Origin of the sequence: uncultured Muriicola sp., from assembly GCF_947258935.1 — a bacterium.
Lineage (GTDB): Bacteria > Bacteroidota > Bacteroidia > Flavobacteriales > Flavobacteriaceae > Muriicola.
The window spans coordinates 1-19,986 of sequence record NZ_CAMYKH010000025.1; the positions used below are offsets into that span (position 1 = coordinate 1).

At 41.2% G+C, this 19,986-nt stretch carries 12 protein-coding genes; 9 read left to right on the top strand and 3 right to left on the bottom strand.

Annotated features, from left to right (window positions below; all coding sequences use genetic code 11):
* Positions 1–186: 186 nt before the first annotated feature.
* Together Q0X72_RS06260 and Q0X72_RS06265 are read left to right on the top strand one after the other, a co-directional pair.
* Positions 187–2,484 carry a TonB-dependent receptor gene (locus Q0X72_RS06260; RefSeq protein WP_297762985.1) on the top strand — a complete coding sequence of 766 codons (2,298 nt, stop codon included), beginning with the start codon at positions 187–189 and terminating at the stop codon, positions 2,482–2,484.
* Positions 2,485–2,545: 61 nt separating this feature from the next.
* The gene (locus Q0X72_RS06265) at positions 2,546–3,721 is read left to right on the top strand and encodes a lycopene cyclase family protein (RefSeq protein ID WP_297762988.1); all 1,176 of its coding nucleotides are present in this window, start codon (positions 2,546–2,548) and stop codon (positions 3,719–3,721) included.
* A gap of 4 nt (positions 3,722–3,725) precedes the next feature.
* Here the strand turns inward: Q0X72_RS06265 and Q0X72_RS06270 are convergent, their stop codons facing one another.
* A complete protein-coding gene (locus tag Q0X72_RS06270) occupies positions 3,726–4,700 on the bottom strand; it encodes a polyprenyl synthetase family protein (protein WP_297762991.1) in 975 nt (324 codons plus the stop codon).
* 156 nt (positions 4,701–4,856) lie between these two features.
* Here Q0X72_RS06270 and Q0X72_RS06275 point away from each other — a divergent pair, with 156 nt between their 5' ends.
* The 4 genes from Q0X72_RS06275 to Q0X72_RS06290 are packed head-to-tail and all read left to right on the top strand — an operon-like array spanning position 4,857 to position 11,499.
* On the top strand, positions 4,857–5,462 hold the full coding sequence (locus tag Q0X72_RS06275; RefSeq protein WP_297762994.1) for a TetR/AcrR family transcriptional regulator: 606 nt from the start codon (positions 4,857–4,859) through the stop codon (positions 5,460–5,462).
* The gene (locus Q0X72_RS06280; protein WP_297762996.1) at positions 5,463–6,800 is read left to right on the top strand and encodes a TolC family protein; all 1,338 of its coding nucleotides are present in this window, start codon (positions 5,463–5,465) and stop codon (positions 6,798–6,800) included.
* A gap of 20 nt (positions 6,801–6,820) precedes the next feature.
* Positions 6,821–7,990, top strand: a complete 1,170-nt coding sequence (locus Q0X72_RS06285) for an efflux RND transporter periplasmic adaptor subunit (protein ID WP_297762997.1) — start codon at positions 6,821–6,823, stop codon at positions 7,988–7,990.
* An 8-nt stretch (positions 7,991–7,998) separates the two neighbouring features.
* Entirely contained in the window at positions 7,999–11,499 is a 3,501-nt protein-coding gene (locus Q0X72_RS06290; protein ID WP_297762998.1) for an efflux RND transporter permease subunit, read from the top strand.
* A 63-nt stretch (positions 11,500–11,562) separates the two neighbouring features.
* Here Q0X72_RS06290 and Q0X72_RS06295 read toward each other — a convergent pair whose 3' ends face one another.
* Positions 11,563–12,882 carry a RagB/SusD family nutrient uptake outer membrane protein gene (locus Q0X72_RS06295; RefSeq protein ID WP_297763000.1) on the bottom strand — a complete coding sequence of 440 codons (1,320 nt, stop codon included), beginning with the start codon at positions 12,880–12,882 and terminating at the stop codon, positions 11,563–11,565.
* A 10-nt stretch (positions 12,883–12,892) separates the two neighbouring features.
* Positions 12,893–15,820 (bottom strand): SusC/RagA family TonB-linked outer membrane protein, encoded by a 2,928-nt coding sequence (locus Q0X72_RS06300; RefSeq protein ID WP_297763001.1) that lies wholly within the window; start codon positions 15,818–15,820, stop codon positions 12,893–12,895.
* A 180-nt stretch (positions 15,821–16,000) separates the two neighbouring features.
* Here Q0X72_RS06300 and aspS point away from each other — a divergent pair, with 180 nt between their 5' ends.
* The 3 genes from aspS to Q0X72_RS06315 all read left to right on the top strand — a co-directional run bounded on the left by aspS (position 16,001) and on the right by Q0X72_RS06315 (position 19,896).
* Complete coding sequence (gene aspS / locus Q0X72_RS06305) at positions 16,001–17,758, top strand: aspartate--tRNA ligase (protein WP_297763002.1); 1,758 nt, start codon at positions 16,001–16,003, stop codon at positions 17,756–17,758.
* 88 nt (positions 17,759–17,846) lie between these two features.
* Positions 17,847–19,631 carry a chloride channel protein gene (locus Q0X72_RS06310; RefSeq protein ID WP_297763003.1) on the top strand — a complete coding sequence of 595 codons (1,785 nt, stop codon included), beginning with the start codon at positions 17,847–17,849 and terminating at the stop codon, positions 19,629–19,631.
* Between the two features lies 1 nt (position 19,632).
* Entirely contained in the window at positions 19,633–19,896 is a 264-nt protein-coding gene (locus Q0X72_RS06315) for a hypothetical protein (RefSeq protein ID WP_297763004.1), read from the top strand.
* The last annotated feature ends 90 nt before the right edge of the window (positions 19,897–19,986 follow it).

Consider the following 19,986-nt stretch of genomic DNA (forward strand, 5'->3'; position numbering starts at 1 on the left):
CAGTTCCTGCATCAGGTCGGCTATGGCATTGGTGGTTACATTTCCCTTTGGAGTTCCTTCTAGGTGGTACACAGCCTTAAGGTAGTTTTCTTCCGATTGGGTCATTCTTTTTTCTTTATATACAAAAATACATTTTTATTTGTAAAAACAAATTTTTAGATTTGTCTAAATTTAGTAAAACAAGAGATGTTCTCCTTTAGATATTCTACTTATCGATTATTTATTATTGTGGTCACCGCATTACTATACTGTAATAATCTGTTTGCACAACAAGGCAAGATAGTTGGTAAGATCACAGATAGTGGAAAACCCATTTCTTTTGTAAATGTAAGTCTTAAGAATACGACCAAAGGAACATCTAGTGATGAGAATGGAGCGTATGAATTGGAAGATATTAAACCAGGACGCTATGTATTTCTGGCAACTGCACTGGGGTATAAGAACTATCAGACCACTGTGGTACTATCTGCTGATGAAGTCTTTTATTTAAATATTGAACTAATACCTAACATTGAGAGCTTAGATGATATTGTAGTAACCGGGACACTTAAACCAGTAAGCCGACTTGAAAGTCCGGTTCCTGTTGAAGTGTATTCCCCCGCTTTTTTACAACAGAATCCCACAGCAAATATTTTTGAAGCACTTGCCAATGTAAATGGGGTTCGTCCCCAAATCAATTGTAATGTATGCAACACGGGAGACATACATATTAATGGACTTGAAGGCCCATATACCCTGGTCATGATAGATGGTATGCCTATAGTTAGTGGTTTAGGAACGGTTTACGGACTTTCTGGCATCCCTAACTCACTTATAGCCCAAATTGAGGTAGTAAAAGGCCCTGCTTCTTCACTTTACGGCAGTGAAGCTGTAGGCGGACTGATCAATGTCATAACCAAATATCCCCCGACAGCCGCAGAATTGGCAGTAGACGGGTACCTTACCGGATGGGGAGAGTACAATTTGGATATTGGGTCGAAAATTGATCTGGGAGACAAAACTACCGTGCTTTTGGGAGTAAATTATTTTAATTATGATAATCCCATAGACAACAACAATGATAATTTTACGGACGTGACCCTGCAAAACAGGGTATCAATTTTCCAAAAATGGAATTTTCAGCGATCTAAACTAAGAGAGTTTTCTCTTGCCGGAAGATATTTGTACGAAGACCGCTGGGGTGGTGAAATGCAATGGTCCCCGGAATTCCGTGGTACAGACAGTATCTATGGCGAAAGTATCTATACAAACAGATGGGAATTGCTAGGTAAATATCAATTGCCTTTAGACATTCCAATCATGTTCTCCTTTTCGTATACAGATCATGATCAAAATTCGGTCTATGGCACCCTTCCTTATCTGGCACAACAAAGGATAGGATTTGGACAACTTACATGGGGACCAAAACTGAACTCTCATGATCTGCTTTTTGGCGCTGCCTTGAGATACAATTATTATGATGATAACACTACGGCAACATCAGACAGTTTTGGAAATCAACCCGATGAAGCGTGGATCCCGAGCCTGTTTGCACAGGATGAGATAACTTTCAACGAGCACCATTCTCTCCTCCTAGGGTCCAGAATTGATTATGACAAAAGACACGGAACCATTTTTACTCCCAGAGCGGCTTACAAATGGAAATTAAACGATCTTGATGTGCTTAGGATCAATGCTGGTACGGGTTTTAGGGTTGTTAATCTTTTTACTGAAGATCATGCAGCTCTTACCGGGGCCAGGGAAGTAGTTATAACTGAATCTCTAGATCCCGAACGCTCCTTCAACATAAACCTAAACTACCTGAAAAAAATCTTCAGCTCTCAAGGGACATATCTCAACTTTGATACTTCCATCTTCTATACATATTTCTCTAACCGAATCCTTCCTGATTACGAAACAGATCCAAATCAAATTATTTATAGCAATTTGGGCGGTAACTCCATTTCCAAAGGGATAAGTGGAAATCTGGATCTGTCCTTGCCAAACGGACTCAAAGTATTACTGGGAGCTACAATAATGGATGTTAGTACTGAGGAAAACCAGGTGAAAACAAGACAAATCCTTACGGAGAGATTTACAGGTACCTGGAATGTTTCATACACGGTAATCCCATGGAAGCTTACCATAGATTATACCGGGAATATTTACGGACCAATGCGTTTACCCTTACTGGGTGAATTAGATCCTAGAGATGAATTTTCGCCCACATGGAGTATACAGAACATACAATTTACCTATAAAGACTGGGAAGGAATTGAACTGTACGGTGGGGTAAAAAACTTGTTGAACTGGACCCCCAACAGAAATGCCCCCTTTATTATCGCCAGAGCCAATGACCCATTCGACAAGAATGTAACCTATAATTCTAATGGGCAAGTAGTGGCCACAGCAGATAATCCGTATGCCCTCACCTTTGACCCAACCTATGTATACGGCCCTAACCAGGGTATTAGAGCATTCTTTGGATTGAGGTATCGTTTATGATTAGGATAAAAGTCATTTTGTTTTTAGCTTAATTTGTACCTTTATCCACTCGCTTGGGTGTATGAAAGAATACGATTTCATCATAATTGGTGCTGGTGCAGCCGGACTCATGATGGCCGATGGAATGGGAAAAGACCCTGCCTTTCGAGACAAATCCATTCTCCTTTTAGATAAAGACGACAAAACCACCAATGATCGTACCTGGTGTTTTTGGGAAAAAGGACCGGGTGCTTTTGACAATATCGTTCATAAGAAATGGGATGAGATCTACTTTGCGGGAAAGGAAAATAAAAAGATCTATCCTATTACTCCTTATTCATATAAGATGGTCCGGGGGATAGATTTCTATCAACACTATTTAAAAAGAATTTCATCATATCCCAACGTTACTTTCAGACAGGAAGCTGTGAAGAGCATCCTGGATCAACAGGATATGGGGGTAAATGTAGGAACTGATAAAAACAACTACCTGGCCAAACAAGTTTTTGATAGTCAGCTAAGCTTTAAAAAGTTTAAGGATCATCCCAGGTATCCTATTCTACAGCAACATTTTATCGGATGGTTTATTCAAACAAAAGAGCCTGTTTTCGATCCCCGGCAGGCCACATTTATGGATTTTTCGGTAGCGCAAAAAGGCAACACACGGTTTATGTATGTCCTGCCCTTTTCAGAAACATCTGCACTTTTAGAATATACCCTTTTTTCGGGCTCATTGCTTCCCAAGGAGGAATATGAAACGGCTATAGTGGCATATATGGACACTCATTTTAAGGGTGTTGAATTTGAAATTGTAGAAAAAGAACAAGGCAGTATTCCAATGACGTGTATAGATTTTACCTTACAAAACTCACGGAATGTTTATCATATTGGTACTGCAGGTGGATGGAGTAAGCCCAGTACTGGATACACTTTTAGAAATACGGCTTTAAAAAGTGAAGCCCTCATCCAACATCTTAAAGCAAACAAACCACTTGATACCTTCCAAAAGAGAAATCGTTTTTGGATGTATGATGTGCTTTTATTAAATATACTTTACAGGAACAATGCTTTGGGACGATCCATATTTGAATCGCTTTTTACGAAAAGGAAACCTCAGTTGATCTTTAAATTCCTGGATGAAGAAACACGCTGGTATGAGGATGCTTATATAATGATGTCTCCTAAGCCAATCCCATTTGTGAAGTCGCTCATTCGTCATGTGTATTGGATATTCACAGGCACAAAGAAGCGTTGGTAATTTATCAGACCTTTCTGCCCATCAGAGCTTTACCAAATTGACGTAATACATCTTTATTCTTGTCGGAAACAACAAGGGTGTCTAGATGAGAAAAAGCTTTTTTGGTATAAGAGGCGATCGCCTTTTTCGTTGCCTTAGACGCTCCGTTTTGTTCATAGATCTCTTTCACCCTTTTTACTTTCATATCAGTTTTGCCGGGTTGGATAGAAAACAGATCCTTTAGCTCCCTGCTTTGAATTTTATCGGCCATTTCGATCGACTTCAAGTATAAATAGGTCTTTTTGTTTTCGATTATATCACCCCCTACCTGCTTCCCAAAGGTCTTGGGATCCCCAAAGGCATCTAGGTAATCATCCTGCAATTGGAATGCTATTCCCAGGTTGAGACCAAAATCATAAATATCTTTTTGGGCAGCAACAGTAGCCCCGGCTATGATCGCACCCATTTTCATGGATGCTCCAACCAGAACAGCTGTTTTATACTCGATCATCTTAAGGTACTCAGCTACCTCAACATCCTCCCGTGATTCAAAATCCACGTCGTACTGTTGTCCTTCACAAACCTCAATGGCCGTTTTACTAAAAAGCATGGTCAATTCCTTAAAGACAGAAGGAGAATACGACTCTAAATAACAATACGCCTCTATAAGCATGGCATCTCCGGATAAGATCCCGGTATTGACATCCCATTTTTGATGTACGGTGGTCTTACCACGTCTCAAAGGAGCCGCATCCATAATATCATCGTGGATCAGGGAAAAATTATGAAAGAATTCCACCGCCATAGCCGCATCAAAAGCATCCTGATATCTACCGCCAAAAAGTTCAGTGGTCAACAAAGTAAGTACAGGTCGCAGACGTTTGCCCCCCAGTCCTAGAATATAACTCATGGGTTCATACAGGCTTGCAGGTTCTCTTACAGCCACTCTGGAGGTGAGATGTTCATTGAATTTTTCCTGATAGTATTCAACTGTATGCATGGCAAATTTTTTTCAAAAATAGGTGAATTCACCACAAGCTGCCTAATGATCCTGAAAATCTCAGCTTCACCTTGCTTTAAAGAATATGTTAAATAATTGCAAAACGTAGGAAACTTTATTTGTATTTATAGTTTCCTACCTTATATTTGCCCCCTTATGAAAGAAAAAATACTCGATAAGGCTACAGATATGTTCCTGACGCTTGGATTCAAAAGCGTTACTATGGATGATCTTGCCCATGAAATGGGTATTTCCAAAAAGACCATCTACGCGCATTTTGAAAATAAAACGAAATTGGTAGAAACGTCCACTTTGGAGCTTTTTGAGGTGATCTCAAAAGGAATTGACACCATTTGTAGTCTTCAGAAAAATCCTATTGAAGAATTATACGAGATCAAAAAGTTTGCTATGCGGCATTTGAAAGATGAGAAAGCGTCTCCTCAATATCAATTGCAAAAATATTACCCGCGTATACATAAAACAATGCGAAAGAAGCAATTTGAACTTATGCAAAATTGTGTGGTAGACAACCTTAAACGTGGAATGGAGCTGGGTATCTATCGCTCCTCTCTAAATATAAATTTTATTGCCAGGATCTATTTTACCGGCGTAACCAGTATAAAGGATCACACACTTTTTCCGGAAGATGAATTTCCAATAAGCCAACTTATGGATGATTATCTGGAATATCATCTCAGAGGTATTGTAACTCCGGAAGGTCGAAATATTTTAAATGAAATCATTCACTCTAATCACGAATAAATGAACACATATCGTTTATTTCTTATACTGTTCACTACATCATTTTTTGGCTTTTCTCAGGAAGCGCCTGTAGGGTACACGCTTAATGAAGCCATTGCCTTCGCTTTGGAGAATAATTACAGCGCACTCAACGCCGATCGCGATATTATAGATGCCCAAAAACAAAAATGGGAGACCATTGCCTCTGGATTGCCTCAGATCAGCGCAGACCTCAATTATCAAAATCAATTAAAACAACCTGTTTCCCTAATCCCTGCCGAATTCTTTGGGGGCCAACCCGGAGAGTTCCAAGCTATTGTTTTTGGACAACCTCAACAGGCCAGTGCCACTGCCACAGTTCGCCAACAGATCTTCGACGGTTCATATATAGTAGGGGTGCAGGCAACGAAGGCCTTTTTAAGTTATAGCAGGAACAATAAGGAAAAAACACAACAAGATGTACGCAAAGCTGTTGTAGAAGCTTATGGAAATGTTCTTTTGGCAAAGGAATCCGTGACCATTTTGCAAAAAAATCTGGATGCCCTGCAAAGCAACTTGTATGAAACCCAAAAACTGTATGAGAATGGCCTGGCAGAAGAAGAAAATGTAGAACAATTACAGATCACTTTTTCTACGGTGGAAAGTCAGTTGAAGAATGCCCAGCGTCTTCAAAATATCACCCTTCAAATGCTCAATTTGGTCATGGGGCTACCTATTGAGGACGAGACTCAATTAAAGGAGGACCTCAACGATCTTGCTCAGGCCTACGTAGACCCTGCTGCTTTAAACACCCCGTTTAGCATGGAGAACAATGTGGACTATAAATTGGTGAACAACCTTAATGAACAACGCTATTTTGAATTAAAACTTGCAAAGAGCAGGGCTTTACCTACATTAAATGCCTTCGCTAATTACGGCACGGCAGCTTTCAGTAATTCTTTCACTTTTCTGGACGGGGATCAGCAATGGTACGATTCCTCTATTTTAGGTTTCGATCTGAGTATCCCAATCTTTAGTTCATTAAAAAGGAGTGCCAGTACGCAAAGAGCCAAAATAGCCCTCGAAAAAGCCAAGACCCAATTAACAGAAACCCAGGAGCGGATTAGACTACAATTGGAAAAGGCAAAAAGTGATTACCTCCTGGCAATAGAACAATATGCTACAACTCAACAGAATTTGAATTTGGCAGAACGAATAGAACAAAAAAATCAGATCAAATACAAGGAAGGGATCGCCTCTAGTTTTGAGCTGAGACAAGCCCAAACCCAATTATATACAGCTCAGCAAGAGTATTTGCAATCCATGGTAGATGTTATCAATACCAAAACCGAATTAGAAGTAATCGCCAATAATCAGTAAAAAATAAACTTATTTTCAAAATGAAAAATACTATATCCATCTTCACCATATTTCTTCTGTTACTATCCTGTGGTAGTGATAAGAATGTGTCTATAGACACCCTCATAGCCAATGGAGATCTCAATGCACTAAGGTCCAAAAAGACGGTCATCACAGAGCAGTTAAAAGTGTTAAATGAGCAAGTTAAGACACTAGATTCCGTAATTACTGCCTTAGATACGGATACCAAATTACCGTTAGTGAGCACCTTTGAGGTAAGCTCTCAAAACTTTCAACATTTTTTGGAACTCCAGGGTGATGTTGCTACCAAACAAAATGTGTTGATTTACCCGGAAATGGCCGGAACACTTCAGCGTGTCTATGTTACCGAAGGAGATAGAGTAACGAAGGGACAGTTATTGGGTGTCATAGACGATGGAGGCATGGCCAACCAACTGGCACAATTAAAAACACAAGCAAGCCTGGCGGAAACAACCTATGAGCGGCAAAAAAGGCTCTGGGAGCAAAAAATTGGTTCAGAAATACAATACCTGCAAGCTAAAACCAACTATGAAACCACTATGAGCAGTGTAGAGCAAGCAGAACGCCAATTGAGTAAATCTAAACTAAGGGCCCCATTTACCGGGATCATAGATGATGTTATAAAAGATCAGGGAACCGTGGTATCACCGGGTCCGGGATCTGAGGTCTTTCGGATAGTAAATCTATCTAATATGTATATCACTGTAGACGTTCCTGAATCGTACCTGGGTAGTATTACCAATGGAAGTATGGCTAAGGTATATTTCCCTGTTCTGGGCGATTCTATAAATACAGCGGTTCGGCAAACCGGAAATTTTATTAATCCTAATAACCGCTCCTTTAGTGTGGAAATACCTGTCCCTAATAAAAATGGAATTATTAAGCCAAATTTGAGCGCCAGGGTTACTATCAATGATTACTCCAATCCTATAGCACTGCTTATTCCCCAGAGTGTGATCTCGGAAAATGCGGAAGGTGAACAGTACGTGTTTATTGTAGAAAAGCCTTCGGAAGAAATGCAGGGAACCGCCAAAAAAAGGATCGTTACAACCGGGAGAACACAGGGCAGGTACGTTGAGATCCTTACCGGACTCACCGCAGGAGAATTGATCATTCAGGAAGGGGCCAGGAGTGTTAAAGACAATCAGGACGTACAAATTAATAAGTAAGAAGTACTATGAGCCGACAGCAAAAAAACGCCAACAAGGAATTCAGACTTTCATCCTGGGCCATTGACAACCCTTCTGTGGTCTATGTTATGATTGCTATTTTCCTTTACATGGGTTATACCTCCTATATGGCCTTACCCAGGGAGGACTTTCCGGAGATAGTGGAGACCAAAGTGTATATCAGTACCCCTTATCCGGGAAATACAGCAGAAGATGTAGAAAGACTCATTACCGATCCTCTGGAAGATCGGATCAAAAATGTGAGCAACCTGGTAGAACTTACCTCTACTTCACAGGAAGATTACAGCATTATTACTGCCGAGTTCGATGAGGAAATTACCGTTGAAGCTGCTAAACAAAAAATTAAGGATGAAGTAGACGGTGAAAAGGCAAGTGAAGATTGGCCCTTGTTCAACGGCGCTAAAGTAGAGCCAAATATCTTCGATCTTAATTTAGCAGAAGAGTTCCCCATCATGAATATCAACTTTACCGGGGATTATCCGGTTGAAAGTTTAAAAGAATTTGCCGAGTACCTCCAGGACGAGATAGAAGACCTGCCACAAGTAAAAGAAGTGAATATTAGAGGGGCTCAGGAAAAAGAAGTGGAAATTGCTGTAGATGTCTATAAGATGATGGCTTCCAAAGTAAGCTTCCAGGATGTGATTCAAACCATAGCCAATGGAAATATGACCATGTCTGCAGGGAATCTAAAGACCATCAATCAACGAAGGAATATTCGAATTATAGGTGAGATCAAAGATCCAAAAGAGCTAAACGAATTTGTGGTTAAGTCGGAGAATGGCGCAGTTTATTTAAAGGATATTGCAACCATCACCTTTGATGAGAAGGACAAAACTACCTATGCCCGTGAATTTGGAGAAAATGTAGTAATGCTCGACGTTAAGAAACGTTCGGGTCAAAACAGCATTGAAGCAACCAATGAGATCAAGAAGTTGGTTAAAGAAGCAAGAGAGAATTACTACCCAAAAGATCTTACACTTACTATTGCCAATGACTCCTCTAGCCGCACCCTTGGCCAGGTAGATGACCTTGTCAATAATATCATTTTTGGGATCATTCTGGTAGTTACCGTACTTATGTTCTTTCTTGGTTTCAGGAATGCCCTTTTTGTCGGTTTTGCTATCCCAATGTCTATGTTCATGTCTTTTGTTATACTCTCCGCCCTGGGGTATACCTTAAATACAATGATCCTTTTTGGACTTATCATGGGTCTGGGGATGTTGGTGGATAACGGAGTTGTGGTGGTGGAAAATGTATACCGACTAATGGAACAGGAAGGGATGACCAGAATTGAAGCTGCCAAGAAAGGTATTGGAGAGATCGCTTTTCCAATTATTATCTCGACCCTTACTACGGTAGCAGCTTTTGTTCCACTCGGTTTATGGCCCGGGATTTTTGGACAGTTTATGATCTATTTCCCAATTACCCTGTCTGTGGTCCTGGGATCTTCCCTTTTTGTGGCCATTTTTATGAACTCTATGTTGGTTTCCCGCTATATGGAACTTGGGGATAAAGAATTAACCCGCCGGCAATTGATCAGAGTTAGTATTATCCTTGGAAGTATTGGGATCTTGATCCTGATCTTCGGAGGTGCCATGCGTGGTTTGGGTAGCGTAATGATCGTTACGGCCATACTATTCTGGTTCTACAAATACGGCTTAAAAAAATGGGCTAAAAAATTTCAAACAACGTCGCTTATTCGCTTTGAGAATTTCTATGAAAAAACAATTAAATACGCTCTTAGAGGTAAAAATGTGTATTGGTTTTCGGGGATTACCGTCCTATTATTACTAAGTACCTTTATGCTCTTTGGACTTTCATTGGGTAGTGGCCGCACCAAGGTTGAATTCTTCCCGGACAATACCCCCAATGAGATATACGTCTATATTGAGTACCCACAGGGAACTGCCATTGAAAAAACCAATGAATTAACCAAAGTAATAGAGGAAAGGGTCTACGCTATTACTAAAAAACCTGAGTATACAAATAAAGGTTATAATTACCTGTTATCCTCTGCTGTATCTCAAGTTGGAGAAGGTGCCGGAAATCCTAATACGGATGGAGGTTCATCGGCTGAAATGCCTCACAGAGGAAAGATCACCCTCTCCATGCGCGAATTCAAATACAGGAATGGGATCAGCACAGAAGATCTCCGCAGCGATATTCAGGAAAATCTAATCGGGATCTACCCCGGAGTTTCTATCTCTGTTGAAAAGGAAGCTGCAGGGCCACCTTCTGGATACCCCATTAACATTGAATTGGAGGGAATAGATTACGATGTATTGATCAATACTGCCGAAAACATTCGAAACTTTATCAATAAAAAGAACATCGCCGGAATAGAAGAACTGAAAATTGATGTCAATAAAGGGAAACCTTCTATGAATGTACTTGTAGACAGGGAAAAGGCAGGAGAATTAGGTGTCACTGTTGGGCAGGTTGGACAGCAATTACGGCGTTCTCTTTTTGGCGAAAAAGCAGGTGTCTATAAGGTAGGTGGGGAAGATTATGACATCAATGTACGTTTTAGAGAGGACATGCGGTACGATAAAAGTGCCCTGTTCAATCAGAACATTATTTTTAGAGACCAGGCTACCGGTCAGATTAAGGAAATTCCGGTTTCGGCTGTGGCATCTCAAAAGAACACATCTTCCTTTAGCGCCATTAAACACCGCGATGGTAAACGCGTAGTAACCGTATATTCTGGTCTAAAACCCGGCTTCTCAGATGCCGGAGCTGTAGTTGCTGATATTCAGAAAGAAATGGAGAACTTTGAAGAACTCCCTGCAAATGTAAAACTAGATTTTACAGGACAAATTGAAGAACAGAACAAACAAATGCAGTTCTTAGTAGGTGCTTTCTTTTCTGGTCTTGGGCTGATTATGCTTATCCTGATCTTCCAGTTTGGAGGAATTTCCAAACCTGCGATCATCATGACGGCTATATTTCTAAGCTTTATTGGCGTCTTTGGCGGACTAATGATAACGGGCTGGTCTTTTGTTATCATGATGACTATGATGGGTATTATAGCACTGGCCGGTATTGTTGTAAACAATGGTGTAGTGCTGTTAGACTATACACAGATCCTTATAGACCGCAAGAAAGTTGTACTTGGGCTAGACGACTATGACCTGATACCCCTTGAGCAGGTAACGGAAGTGATCGTTAAAGGAGGTAAAGCAAGACTGCGCCCCGTAATACTTACGGCAGTAACAACGGTTCTTGGGCTTATACCTTTGGCCATTGGCCTCAATATAGATTTCTTTTCGCTCTTCTCTCAGGGAGATCCTAAGATCTATATAGGTGGAGATAACGTTATCTTTTGGGGGCCCTTGGCATGGACGGTTATTTTTGGTCTTATTGTTGCCACCTTCTTAACCCTAATCATTGTTCCGGTGCTGTTTAATATTACGTATAGAATAAAATTGTATTTCCGCCCTAGCAAGGTATCTGACCTTAATAAAGTTGAAGCAGAAATTGCTGCCTAGATTTTTGGTCCAAAAATAAAAAGCCGCCCTATTGGGCGGCTTTTCTTTTTGACCTACTACCAACTATTCATTCTCGGAAAGAGGCACAGGTAATGTGTTAAAGATCTGATCTCCTGCACGGTCAATAGACAGGGTGTTAGACAAATTATATCGTCTGAGATCGAACATCCTATGGTTCTCACACCAAAGAGAATATCTGCGTTGGTTTAACATCTCTGTTGTTAAGGCATCTGCTGTTAATGGGCCGGCATAAGGTCCTAAGGAAGCCGAGTTCCTGATCACATTGATGGCGTCTTCAGCCTCCGTGAGATCATTCGCCAATATATTTGCTTCCGCATAGACCAGCACAAGCTCTTCATTACGCAACATATCAATAGGTGAAATATTGGAAGCATATAAAGCCGTCTGGTATGCCCCAGCCAGGCCATCCTGCTCAGTAGGATTAGCTCTGATGAGTGTCTTAGATGATACCCGGGTATCCCCTGCTTCTGCATCGGCGATAAAGGAATCATGAACAATGATCTGATCTCCGTTATTATCCGGGATCTTAAACAAGTCATTCGTAAAATCCCCACTGTCTAAACTATAGACATGCTTGGGACCTACTGTGAGATCACCGGCAAGATCAAAATAAGAAGCATTTAATGCGGTTAAAGTTCCTGTACCATCCCCTGCATATAAGGCTGCTACTGCAGCAGTCGCCCTATTGAATTGAGCAAAGGTACTTGGTGTATCAAATCCGGCAAATCCGGCAAGGGGGAAAGCGAATTCTGCTCCCGCACCGTTCAGATCAGATAAAGCTTCATCCAGCAAAGACCTTACAGCCGTTAGAGCTGCGCCGAAATCTAAAATTGGTCCAAGATTATCAGGATCTGCAACATCTACTCTGGCTCTGTTATAAGACTTTAGGATCTCAATGAGTTCAAACGCAATAATGGTCTTTGCAAAACCACGGTAGCCTGATTTCTGTGTGTCAGTAACCGAGGTAGTGTTATCTAAAGATTGCAATAGAATATTGGCATTCTTAATAGACACATACCGCCCCCCCCAGGGAGCTGTTGAATAGAAGGAGTTATTATCTAAATTAATGCCACTTGCACCCAACAAATCCTGAGTATTCCTGGGATCAGCATCAAATAAATATAATTCTCTTGCCATGGTCCCAGACCCTGTGGTCTGTATCCCCAAAGAATTTCTCATGGCCGATTCTACTCCAACAACCAGGTTGTTGAGCTGGTTCTGAGAAGCATCTGTCAAAACTCCTGCCAGACTTGGTCTGTTTGGATCTACCTGTTCATCGAAAGAACAGGAGGTTATAAAAGCCCCAAAGAATGCCATGAGTGCTATTACACCTGTTATTTTATATTTCTGTATAATTTTCATTGCTATTTTTTTAGAAGTTAACGTTTAGATGAAAATAAAACTGCTTGGTACTTGGGAATGGAGTAACCTCTATCCCGGAAGACAAGCCGGCACCTCCATTGGTAGAAGTTTCCGGATCATAGCTGCTATAGTCTGTAATGGTGAAAATATTTCTACCAGAAAGTCCCAATTTTACCCCAGTAACAGAATCGCCGAAAAATGCGAGGGCACTGGTTGGCAGCCTATAGTATACCGCTGCTTCTCTTAGTCTTAAATACCCTGCTGGTTCTATAAATCTCACCGCCGCAATGGGTTGTCCGTTCCTTTCTATTCCTGCCGGTGTATCCAAATCTGGGCTGGTTCCTCCTAAATCGGTAAGTAACCTTGATAGGTTCAGATTATCACCTCCTTTTTTCCATTGCAATAAGAAGGATACGTCAAATTGTTTGGCTATAGTAAAGTTGTTATTGAAGCCCATTTGAAAATCGGGTTCTACATTCCCTAATTGGGTTGGCACCCCATTAACATTTCCGGCTAACTGGGTTACAGGTTGTCCTTCCTCTATATAAAAGGTTCCAAGGCCAAGACCAAATCCGGCTCCGGGTTGTGGAAACGCTGGTACGTCCAATCTGGTTACTTCAGATCTGTTGAACCAGAAATTTATATTAGAACTCCAGATGAAATTCTCGTCCTGAACAGGATTCACTGTAACTCCAACTTCAAGACCATAATTCTTGAGATCGGCCAGGTTGGTAGTTTCTGAACCAAATCCGGAAGAGGTTGGTAATGCCCGGTTTAATAACAAGTCCTTTACAACTCGATTGTAGTAAGAAACTTCCAAATTTACTTTATTAAATAGTCCGGCATCAAAACCAACTTCAAATTCCGAAGATGCTTCCGGTTCTATATCAGGGTCTCCTTTAAGAGCATTGATGGAAGATCCTCCAATGCCTCCAACAGAAACCTGGTTTAAGCCTGTAAAGGCAGAACCAAAGGCCCCGGAAGAACCTGTTTCCCCGTAAGCAGCTCTTAGTTTAAGCCTTTTTAGGAAGCCATCTCCATCGCCCCAAAAATCGAAGTTATGCAAGTTTGCCGCCAAAGACGCTTTTGGGAATCCATAATACTTATTAGGATCTCCATTCAGGGTAGATTTATCAAAACGATACCCTACCGTACCTATCAATCTATCCATATAGTTCCCTTCCAGCTGAGCAAAGTATCCAAATTCCTTTACTGTAGAAGTATTCTGTGTAATAGACTGGGCAGATCCCTGTGTTAAATTGGTCTGATCCGGTATTAGTTGGGTTGACTGATTGAAGATCAGATCTGCTTGTTGTTCCAGGTAAGAAACACCTGCCTGAGAAGTAAGAGCAAGGTCACCGCCCATGGCATTGTGATTCCATACTGCTATACCCTGATAGTTGAAATTTGTAAAGTTGTTCTTCCCTACCCCAATAAAACCATTCTGGTTTCCTCTTTGGGCCTGATGCGTTTCCGGCACATAGACAAAAGTCTCATTTGCCAGAAAATCCGCTCCACCGTTAAAAATGAACTTTACGGAATCATCTCCTGTATTTAAAATATTCGTGGTTAGTTTTATCCCTTGTATGAATCGGTTATTCCTATCCTCATTCCTGGCAAGGTCCCTTACAAATATGGGGTTACCTGAATAGTTTGGGTTATCCGGATAGGCCCCGGTATCATCCGGGAATAAATTGATCCAAGGTCTGGTAAAGGCCAGAGTATATCCATAACTCAATCCACCCTCATTCTCATTTCCTGTAAAACTCCTGCTCGAACTACTGCGAACATAGTTAGAGGATGCTGAAAAACTAAAGGTATTAGATATGGTATGGTCTATATTGGCCCTCAAAGAAAAACGATTAAAACCGGTATTCTTAATAATACCTTCCTCATCTCTGTAAGATGCCCCTACAAAGAATTTGGTCTTATCACCTCCCCCACTTGCACTGATACGTGTATCTGTGATAAGTCCGGTTTCTCCATAGATCTCATCCTCATAGTCTATAAGACCTCCATCCGCTATTGCCTGATTGTAGAGCGTCACTTCTGCCGCACCAAAGGTGTCTTCCACACTCTGAGCCGTCCATGGACGCAGACCTAATTTGTTAATAATGGTATTAAAACCAGTATCCTGACTGAATTTGATCTCTGTTTTTCCCTGACTTCCTCTTTTGGTCGTAATGATCACAACACCAGCATTTGCACGTGTACCATAAATGGCCGCCGCAGAGGCTCCTTTTAGAACCTCAATGTTCTGGATGTCGTTAGGATCGAGATCCGCAATACGGTTGGAAGAGTTCTCTTCATTCCCCCTGTTAGCGCCAGATGCAAAACGCAACCCTGATGGTATCTCTGCGTTATTGACATACACCCCATCTACGATGTACAGCGGTTGGTTATTTCCATTGATTGAGGAAATCCCACGTAAACGGAGGGCAAATCCACCTCCGGGTGCTCCTGAAGAGGATGTAATGTTCACCCCTGTTAATTTCCCGTAGAGGGCACCATCTAAGGTTGTTTGAGCGGTGGTTCCCACCAGTTGATCGTTCGAAACGGTGGCTACCGCGTTGGCCAGGTTACTCCTTTTAATGGAGGTACCTAAACCTGTAACGATCACCTCGTCTAAACCAGTAGCTGATTCTCCGATTGATACATTCAGCGTGGTTGGCCCTTCTACCATCACTTCTTTGGTTTCATACCCAAGTGATGAGAATACAAGTGTTGCAGGAAAACTGTCAACACTGATCGAATAATTTCCGTCAAAGTCGGATATGGCACCTCTGGAGGTACCCTTGACCACGACGTTTACCCCCGCCAGGGGGCCTCCATAACTGGAATCCGTAATATTCCCGCTGACCGTCCCTTGCGAAAAAGCCCATAAGGGCAACGCTAAAAACAACCACAGGAATGATTTTCCGAGTAATTTTTGTCTCATGTTTGTAAGTTTTGAATTAGAAATTGAGTATTCCAAGGTAATGAAGAATTCATAAAATCAAAGAGAATTCTAATATTTTCTTTGCATTACCACTATAATATATTCTTTAAAATAGGTATAGATATTATGGGTTAAACGCATTACTTCTTACATTTGCCGCAGTTAAAATTCATATTATCAATGTATAGAAGTCATACCTGTGGAGAGTTGCGGAAAACGCATATTGGGACCAAAGTGATCTTAAGTGGATGGGTACAGAAAGTGCGCGATAAAGGCTTTGTGGTTTGGATAGACCTACGAGACCGCTATGGGATCACACAACTGGTCTTTGATGAGCAAAGAACAACGGCTACACTGCTCTCAGAGGGCAGAAAACTCGGCCGCGAATTCGTAATACAGATCCATGGGGAAGTCATTGAAAGAACTTCTAAAAACCCTCAACTAAGTACTGGTGATATTGAGATCCTGGTTTCAGAATTAAAGGTATTAAACCAGTCTTTGCTGCCTCCATTTACTATTGAAGACGAAACCGATGGCGGGACTGACCTTCGTATGAAGTATCGCTATTTAGATATCCGAAGAAATCCCGTAAAAAACAATCTTATTTTTCGCAGCAAGGTGGCCATGGAAGTACGCAAGTATCTTTCAGATGAGGGATTTATTGAGGTGGAAACTCCATATCTCATCAAATCTACTCCGGAAGGTGCCCGCGATTTTGTTGTTCCCAGTAGGATGAATCAGGGACAATTCTACGCCCTCCCACAATCGCCACAAACCTTTAAGCAATTATTGATGATAGGTGGGCTCGACAAATATTTCCAGATCGTAAAATGTTTTAGGGATGAGGATCTAAGAGCCGACAGACAACCTGAGTTTACTCAAATCGATTGCGAAATGGCCTTTGTGGAACAAGAAGATGTCCTCAATGCCTTTGAAGGTCTTACCAGACATTTGTTAAAAGAGATTCGTGGTATTGAGGTGGAAAAATTTCCAAGGATGACGTACGATGAAGCCATGAGAATATACGGGAATGACAAGCCCGATATTCGTTTCGATATGCGGTTTGGAGAATTGAATGCCGTTGCACGGCACAAAGATTTTCAAGTTTTTAATTCGGCAGAACTAGTGGTTGGAATAGCTGTTCCGGGAGGGGCAACGCTTACGAGAAAAGAGATTGATGGCCTCACTAACTGGTTGCGGAGACCTCAGATAGGCGCCAAAGGTATGGTGTACGTGCGCTGTAATGAGGATGGTAGTTTTAAATCTTCGGTAGACAAATTCTATGATCAGGAAGATCTTAAAAAATGGGCGGAAGCGACACAGGCAAAAGCCGGGGACCTTATTTGTATACTCTCCGGGGAGACCATGAGCACCCGTGCACAATTAAGTGCCCTGCGGATGGAAATGGCAGAACGACTTGGATTGCGAAACCCAGAAGAGTTCGCCCCACTTTGGGTCATAGACTTCCCTTTGTTGGAAAAAGATGAGGAAACCGGGGATTATCATGCCATGCACCACCCGTTTACATCCCCAAAACCAGGGCAATTAGCCTTACTCGATACAGATCCGGACGCTGTGAGAGCCAATGCGTACGACCTGGTCCTAAATGGCAATGAGATTGGAGGAGGTTCAATTCGTATACACGATAAAAAAGTGCAAGCTAGTATGTTCCGTCACCTTGGTTTTACTGAAGAAGAAGCACGTGCACAATTTGGTTTTTTAATGGATGCCTTCCAATACGGGGCTCCACCTCATGGTGGCATCGCTTTTGGTCTGGACAGGCTTGTAGCCATTTTAGGTGGTCAGGAAACCATAAGGGACTTTATTGCCTTTCCAAAGAACAACAGCGGCCGGGACGTTATGATAGATGCGCCCGCACCAATAGATGAAGCCCAGTTAGAGGAGCTGAACCTCCGGCTAGTAGACAATGAAGAATAGATTCTCTGGAGTTTGATCTATAATTCCCGAAAAAAATGCCATTGAAAATAAAGTAAACTATGTCATTCCTTTAAGTTATAACTGCATAATGCTCAAACAGATCAAAATTCTGTTCGCACGATTCTTTCGCTGGCGATATAAACATATCTCCAACAAGACCTTCATCCATATTATGAGCGTTGCCGTCGGTTTTTTAGCAGGATTAGCCGCGGTGACACTAAAGAATACCACTTATTATATTGAATCCCTCGTAGATCAAGGAATTGCCTTTTCCGGCACACAACTCTACTTTATCAGTCCTATTGTTGGCTTAACCCTTGTGTACCTCTATGTAAAATACGTCCATAAAGAAAAGCTAGAACACGCTATCTCATCCATTCTTTTTTCCATGTCCAAAAAGAAGGGGATCATAAGTATTAAAAAGATATATACTCCTTTGATCACCGCTCCGCTAACCGTAGGATTTGGAGGTTCGGTTGGACTATTAGGGCCGGCTATTGCATCGGGTGCTGCCCTTAGTTCCAATTTGTCAAGATTCCTTCATATAAACGCCAAAACTAAGTCCTTACTCATTGCCTGTGCCTCTGCAGGGGCAATAGCCTCAGTCTTTCAATCACCTATTGCGGCCATCATCTTCGCGGTGGAAGTATTTAGTTTAGATCTGACAATGCTTTCATTGTTGCCATTATTATTTGCGTCTATTTCCGGTGTGTTAACCTCTTATTTTTTTCTGGGCGATGAAACACTTTTCAATTTCAATGTAACCGAGAAATTTGAGATCAGAGATACCCTCTTTTATATTGTCTTGGGGGTAGGTACTGCATTTTCATCCATCTACTTTACAAGAATGTATTTTGGAATACTGCATTTCTTCAAGCGATTTAAAAGTCCGAAGTACAAGCTGCTGGTAGGTGGGTTAGCTATTGGAACAATGCTGTATTTTATTCCTCCATTATACGGTGAAGGATTTGGTTATATCAATCATCTCCTGGATGGTAACTCATTAGAAGCATTGGGAAAAACACCTTTTGATGCGTATACCTCTAATATATGGATAGTTATAGCACTGCTATTTGGCATCACCATTTTTAAGGCAGTTGCCATGACCACCACTTTTGCGGCAGGTGGTGCGGGAGGTATTTTTATCCCTACCATGGTTATGGGCAGTACGCTTGGGAATGTTGTTGCAAAAGTGATCAACAACATTGGAATGGGTTTTTCAGTTAACGAGAGTAATTTTACCCTTATTGGCATGGCAGGTCTGATAGCCGGGGTGCTGCATGCCCCTTTAACTGCCATCTTCCTTATTGCAGAGATCACAGGTGGCTATGAACTATTTGTTCCTTTGATGATCACCTCGGCCATTTCATTTCTGATCACTAAAAATACGCTAGACCATTCCATATACACCCGCGAATTAGCCAAAGAAGGCGCACTGATCACACATGATAAGGATAAAACCGTGCTAACTCTCATGCAACTAGATGATGTTATAGAAAAAAATTTCAAAACAGTTTATCAGAACATGACGCTTGGAGAAATGCTGCATGAATCTGTAGCTAAATCTACCCGCAATATTTTTCCGGTATTAAATGCAAAAGGAGTGTTGGTGGGTATTGTGCTTCTGGATGATGTGCGCGACTTTATGTTTGACACAAGCCTCTATGATAAACTTCTGGTTGAGACCATCATGCATAAAGCTCCAGAACACATTTTTTATGAAACAGATACCATGCAAACTGTGATGCAGAAATTTCAGGATAGTAGTGCATGGAATTTACCGGTAATTAAAGATGGCAAATACTATGGTTTTGTTTCTAAATCGAAACTACTTACAGCATACAGACGCAAATTGATCAATTTTACTAAATAACATGTTTTTGAAAAGTAAATATATTATCACCCTTATTGTTCTATCGTCTCTTGTAGCCATTATCTATGGCTTCACTGTCATTGAAGAAGACCCTGCTCTAGGCAATAAATGCATTGGTTTTGGAACGGTAGGCCTATTCCTGATAGCCATGCCATTATTCCTTTTTAAAGAAAGCAAAGGCAAGAAAGTGAAAGACTATATGCTAAGTGAAGAGAACATTAAAAAAATGCGAGAGAATCAGGAAAAAAAATCAAAAAATAGCTAGTTAACTTCCAAAAAAATGGATGATCCTTTACGGCTTTTGCTCAAAAATCCATATTTTAGTATTACACCTAATATTTAATAATTTCATATG

Bases quoted from the DNA above. Each gene is read 5' to 3' on its own strand.
- aspS (WP_297763002.1), top strand. From the start codon at position 16,001: ATGTATAGAAGTCATACCTGTGGAGAGTTGCGGAAAACGCATATTGGG.
- Q0X72_RS06260 (WP_297762985.1), top strand. From the start codon at position 187: ATGTTCTCCTTTAGATATTCTACTTATCGATTATTTATTATTGTGGTC.
- Q0X72_RS06290 (WP_297762998.1), top strand. From the start codon at position 7,999: ATGAGCCGACAGCAAAAAAACGCCAACAAGGAATTCAGACTTTCATCC.
- Q0X72_RS06265 (WP_297762988.1), top strand. From the start codon at position 2,546: ATGAAAGAATACGATTTCATCATAATTGGTGCTGGTGCAGCCGGACTC.
- Q0X72_RS06295 (WP_297763000.1), bottom strand. From the start codon at position 12,882: ATGAAAATTATACAGAAATATAAAATAACAGGTGTAATAGCACTCATG.
- Q0X72_RS06310 (WP_297763003.1), top strand. From the start codon at position 17,847: ATGCTCAAACAGATCAAAATTCTGTTCGCACGATTCTTTCGCTGGCGA.
- Q0X72_RS06300 (WP_297763001.1), bottom strand. From the start codon at position 15,820: ATGAGACAAAAATTACTCGGAAAATCATTCCTGTGGTTGTTTTTAGCG.
- Q0X72_RS06270 (WP_297762991.1), bottom strand. From the start codon at position 4,700: ATGCATACAGTTGAATACTATCAGGAAAAATTCAATGAACATCTCACC.
- Q0X72_RS06315 (WP_297763004.1), top strand. From the start codon at position 19,633: ATGTTTTTGAAAAGTAAATATATTATCACCCTTATTGTTCTATCGTCT.
- Q0X72_RS06280 (WP_297762996.1), top strand. From the start codon at position 5,463: ATGAACACATATCGTTTATTTCTTATACTGTTCACTACATCATTTTTT.
- Q0X72_RS06285 (WP_297762997.1), top strand. From the start codon at position 6,821: ATGAAAAATACTATATCCATCTTCACCATATTTCTTCTGTTACTATCC.
- Q0X72_RS06275 (WP_297762994.1), top strand. From the start codon at position 4,857: ATGAAAGAAAAAATACTCGATAAGGCTACAGATATGTTCCTGACGCTT.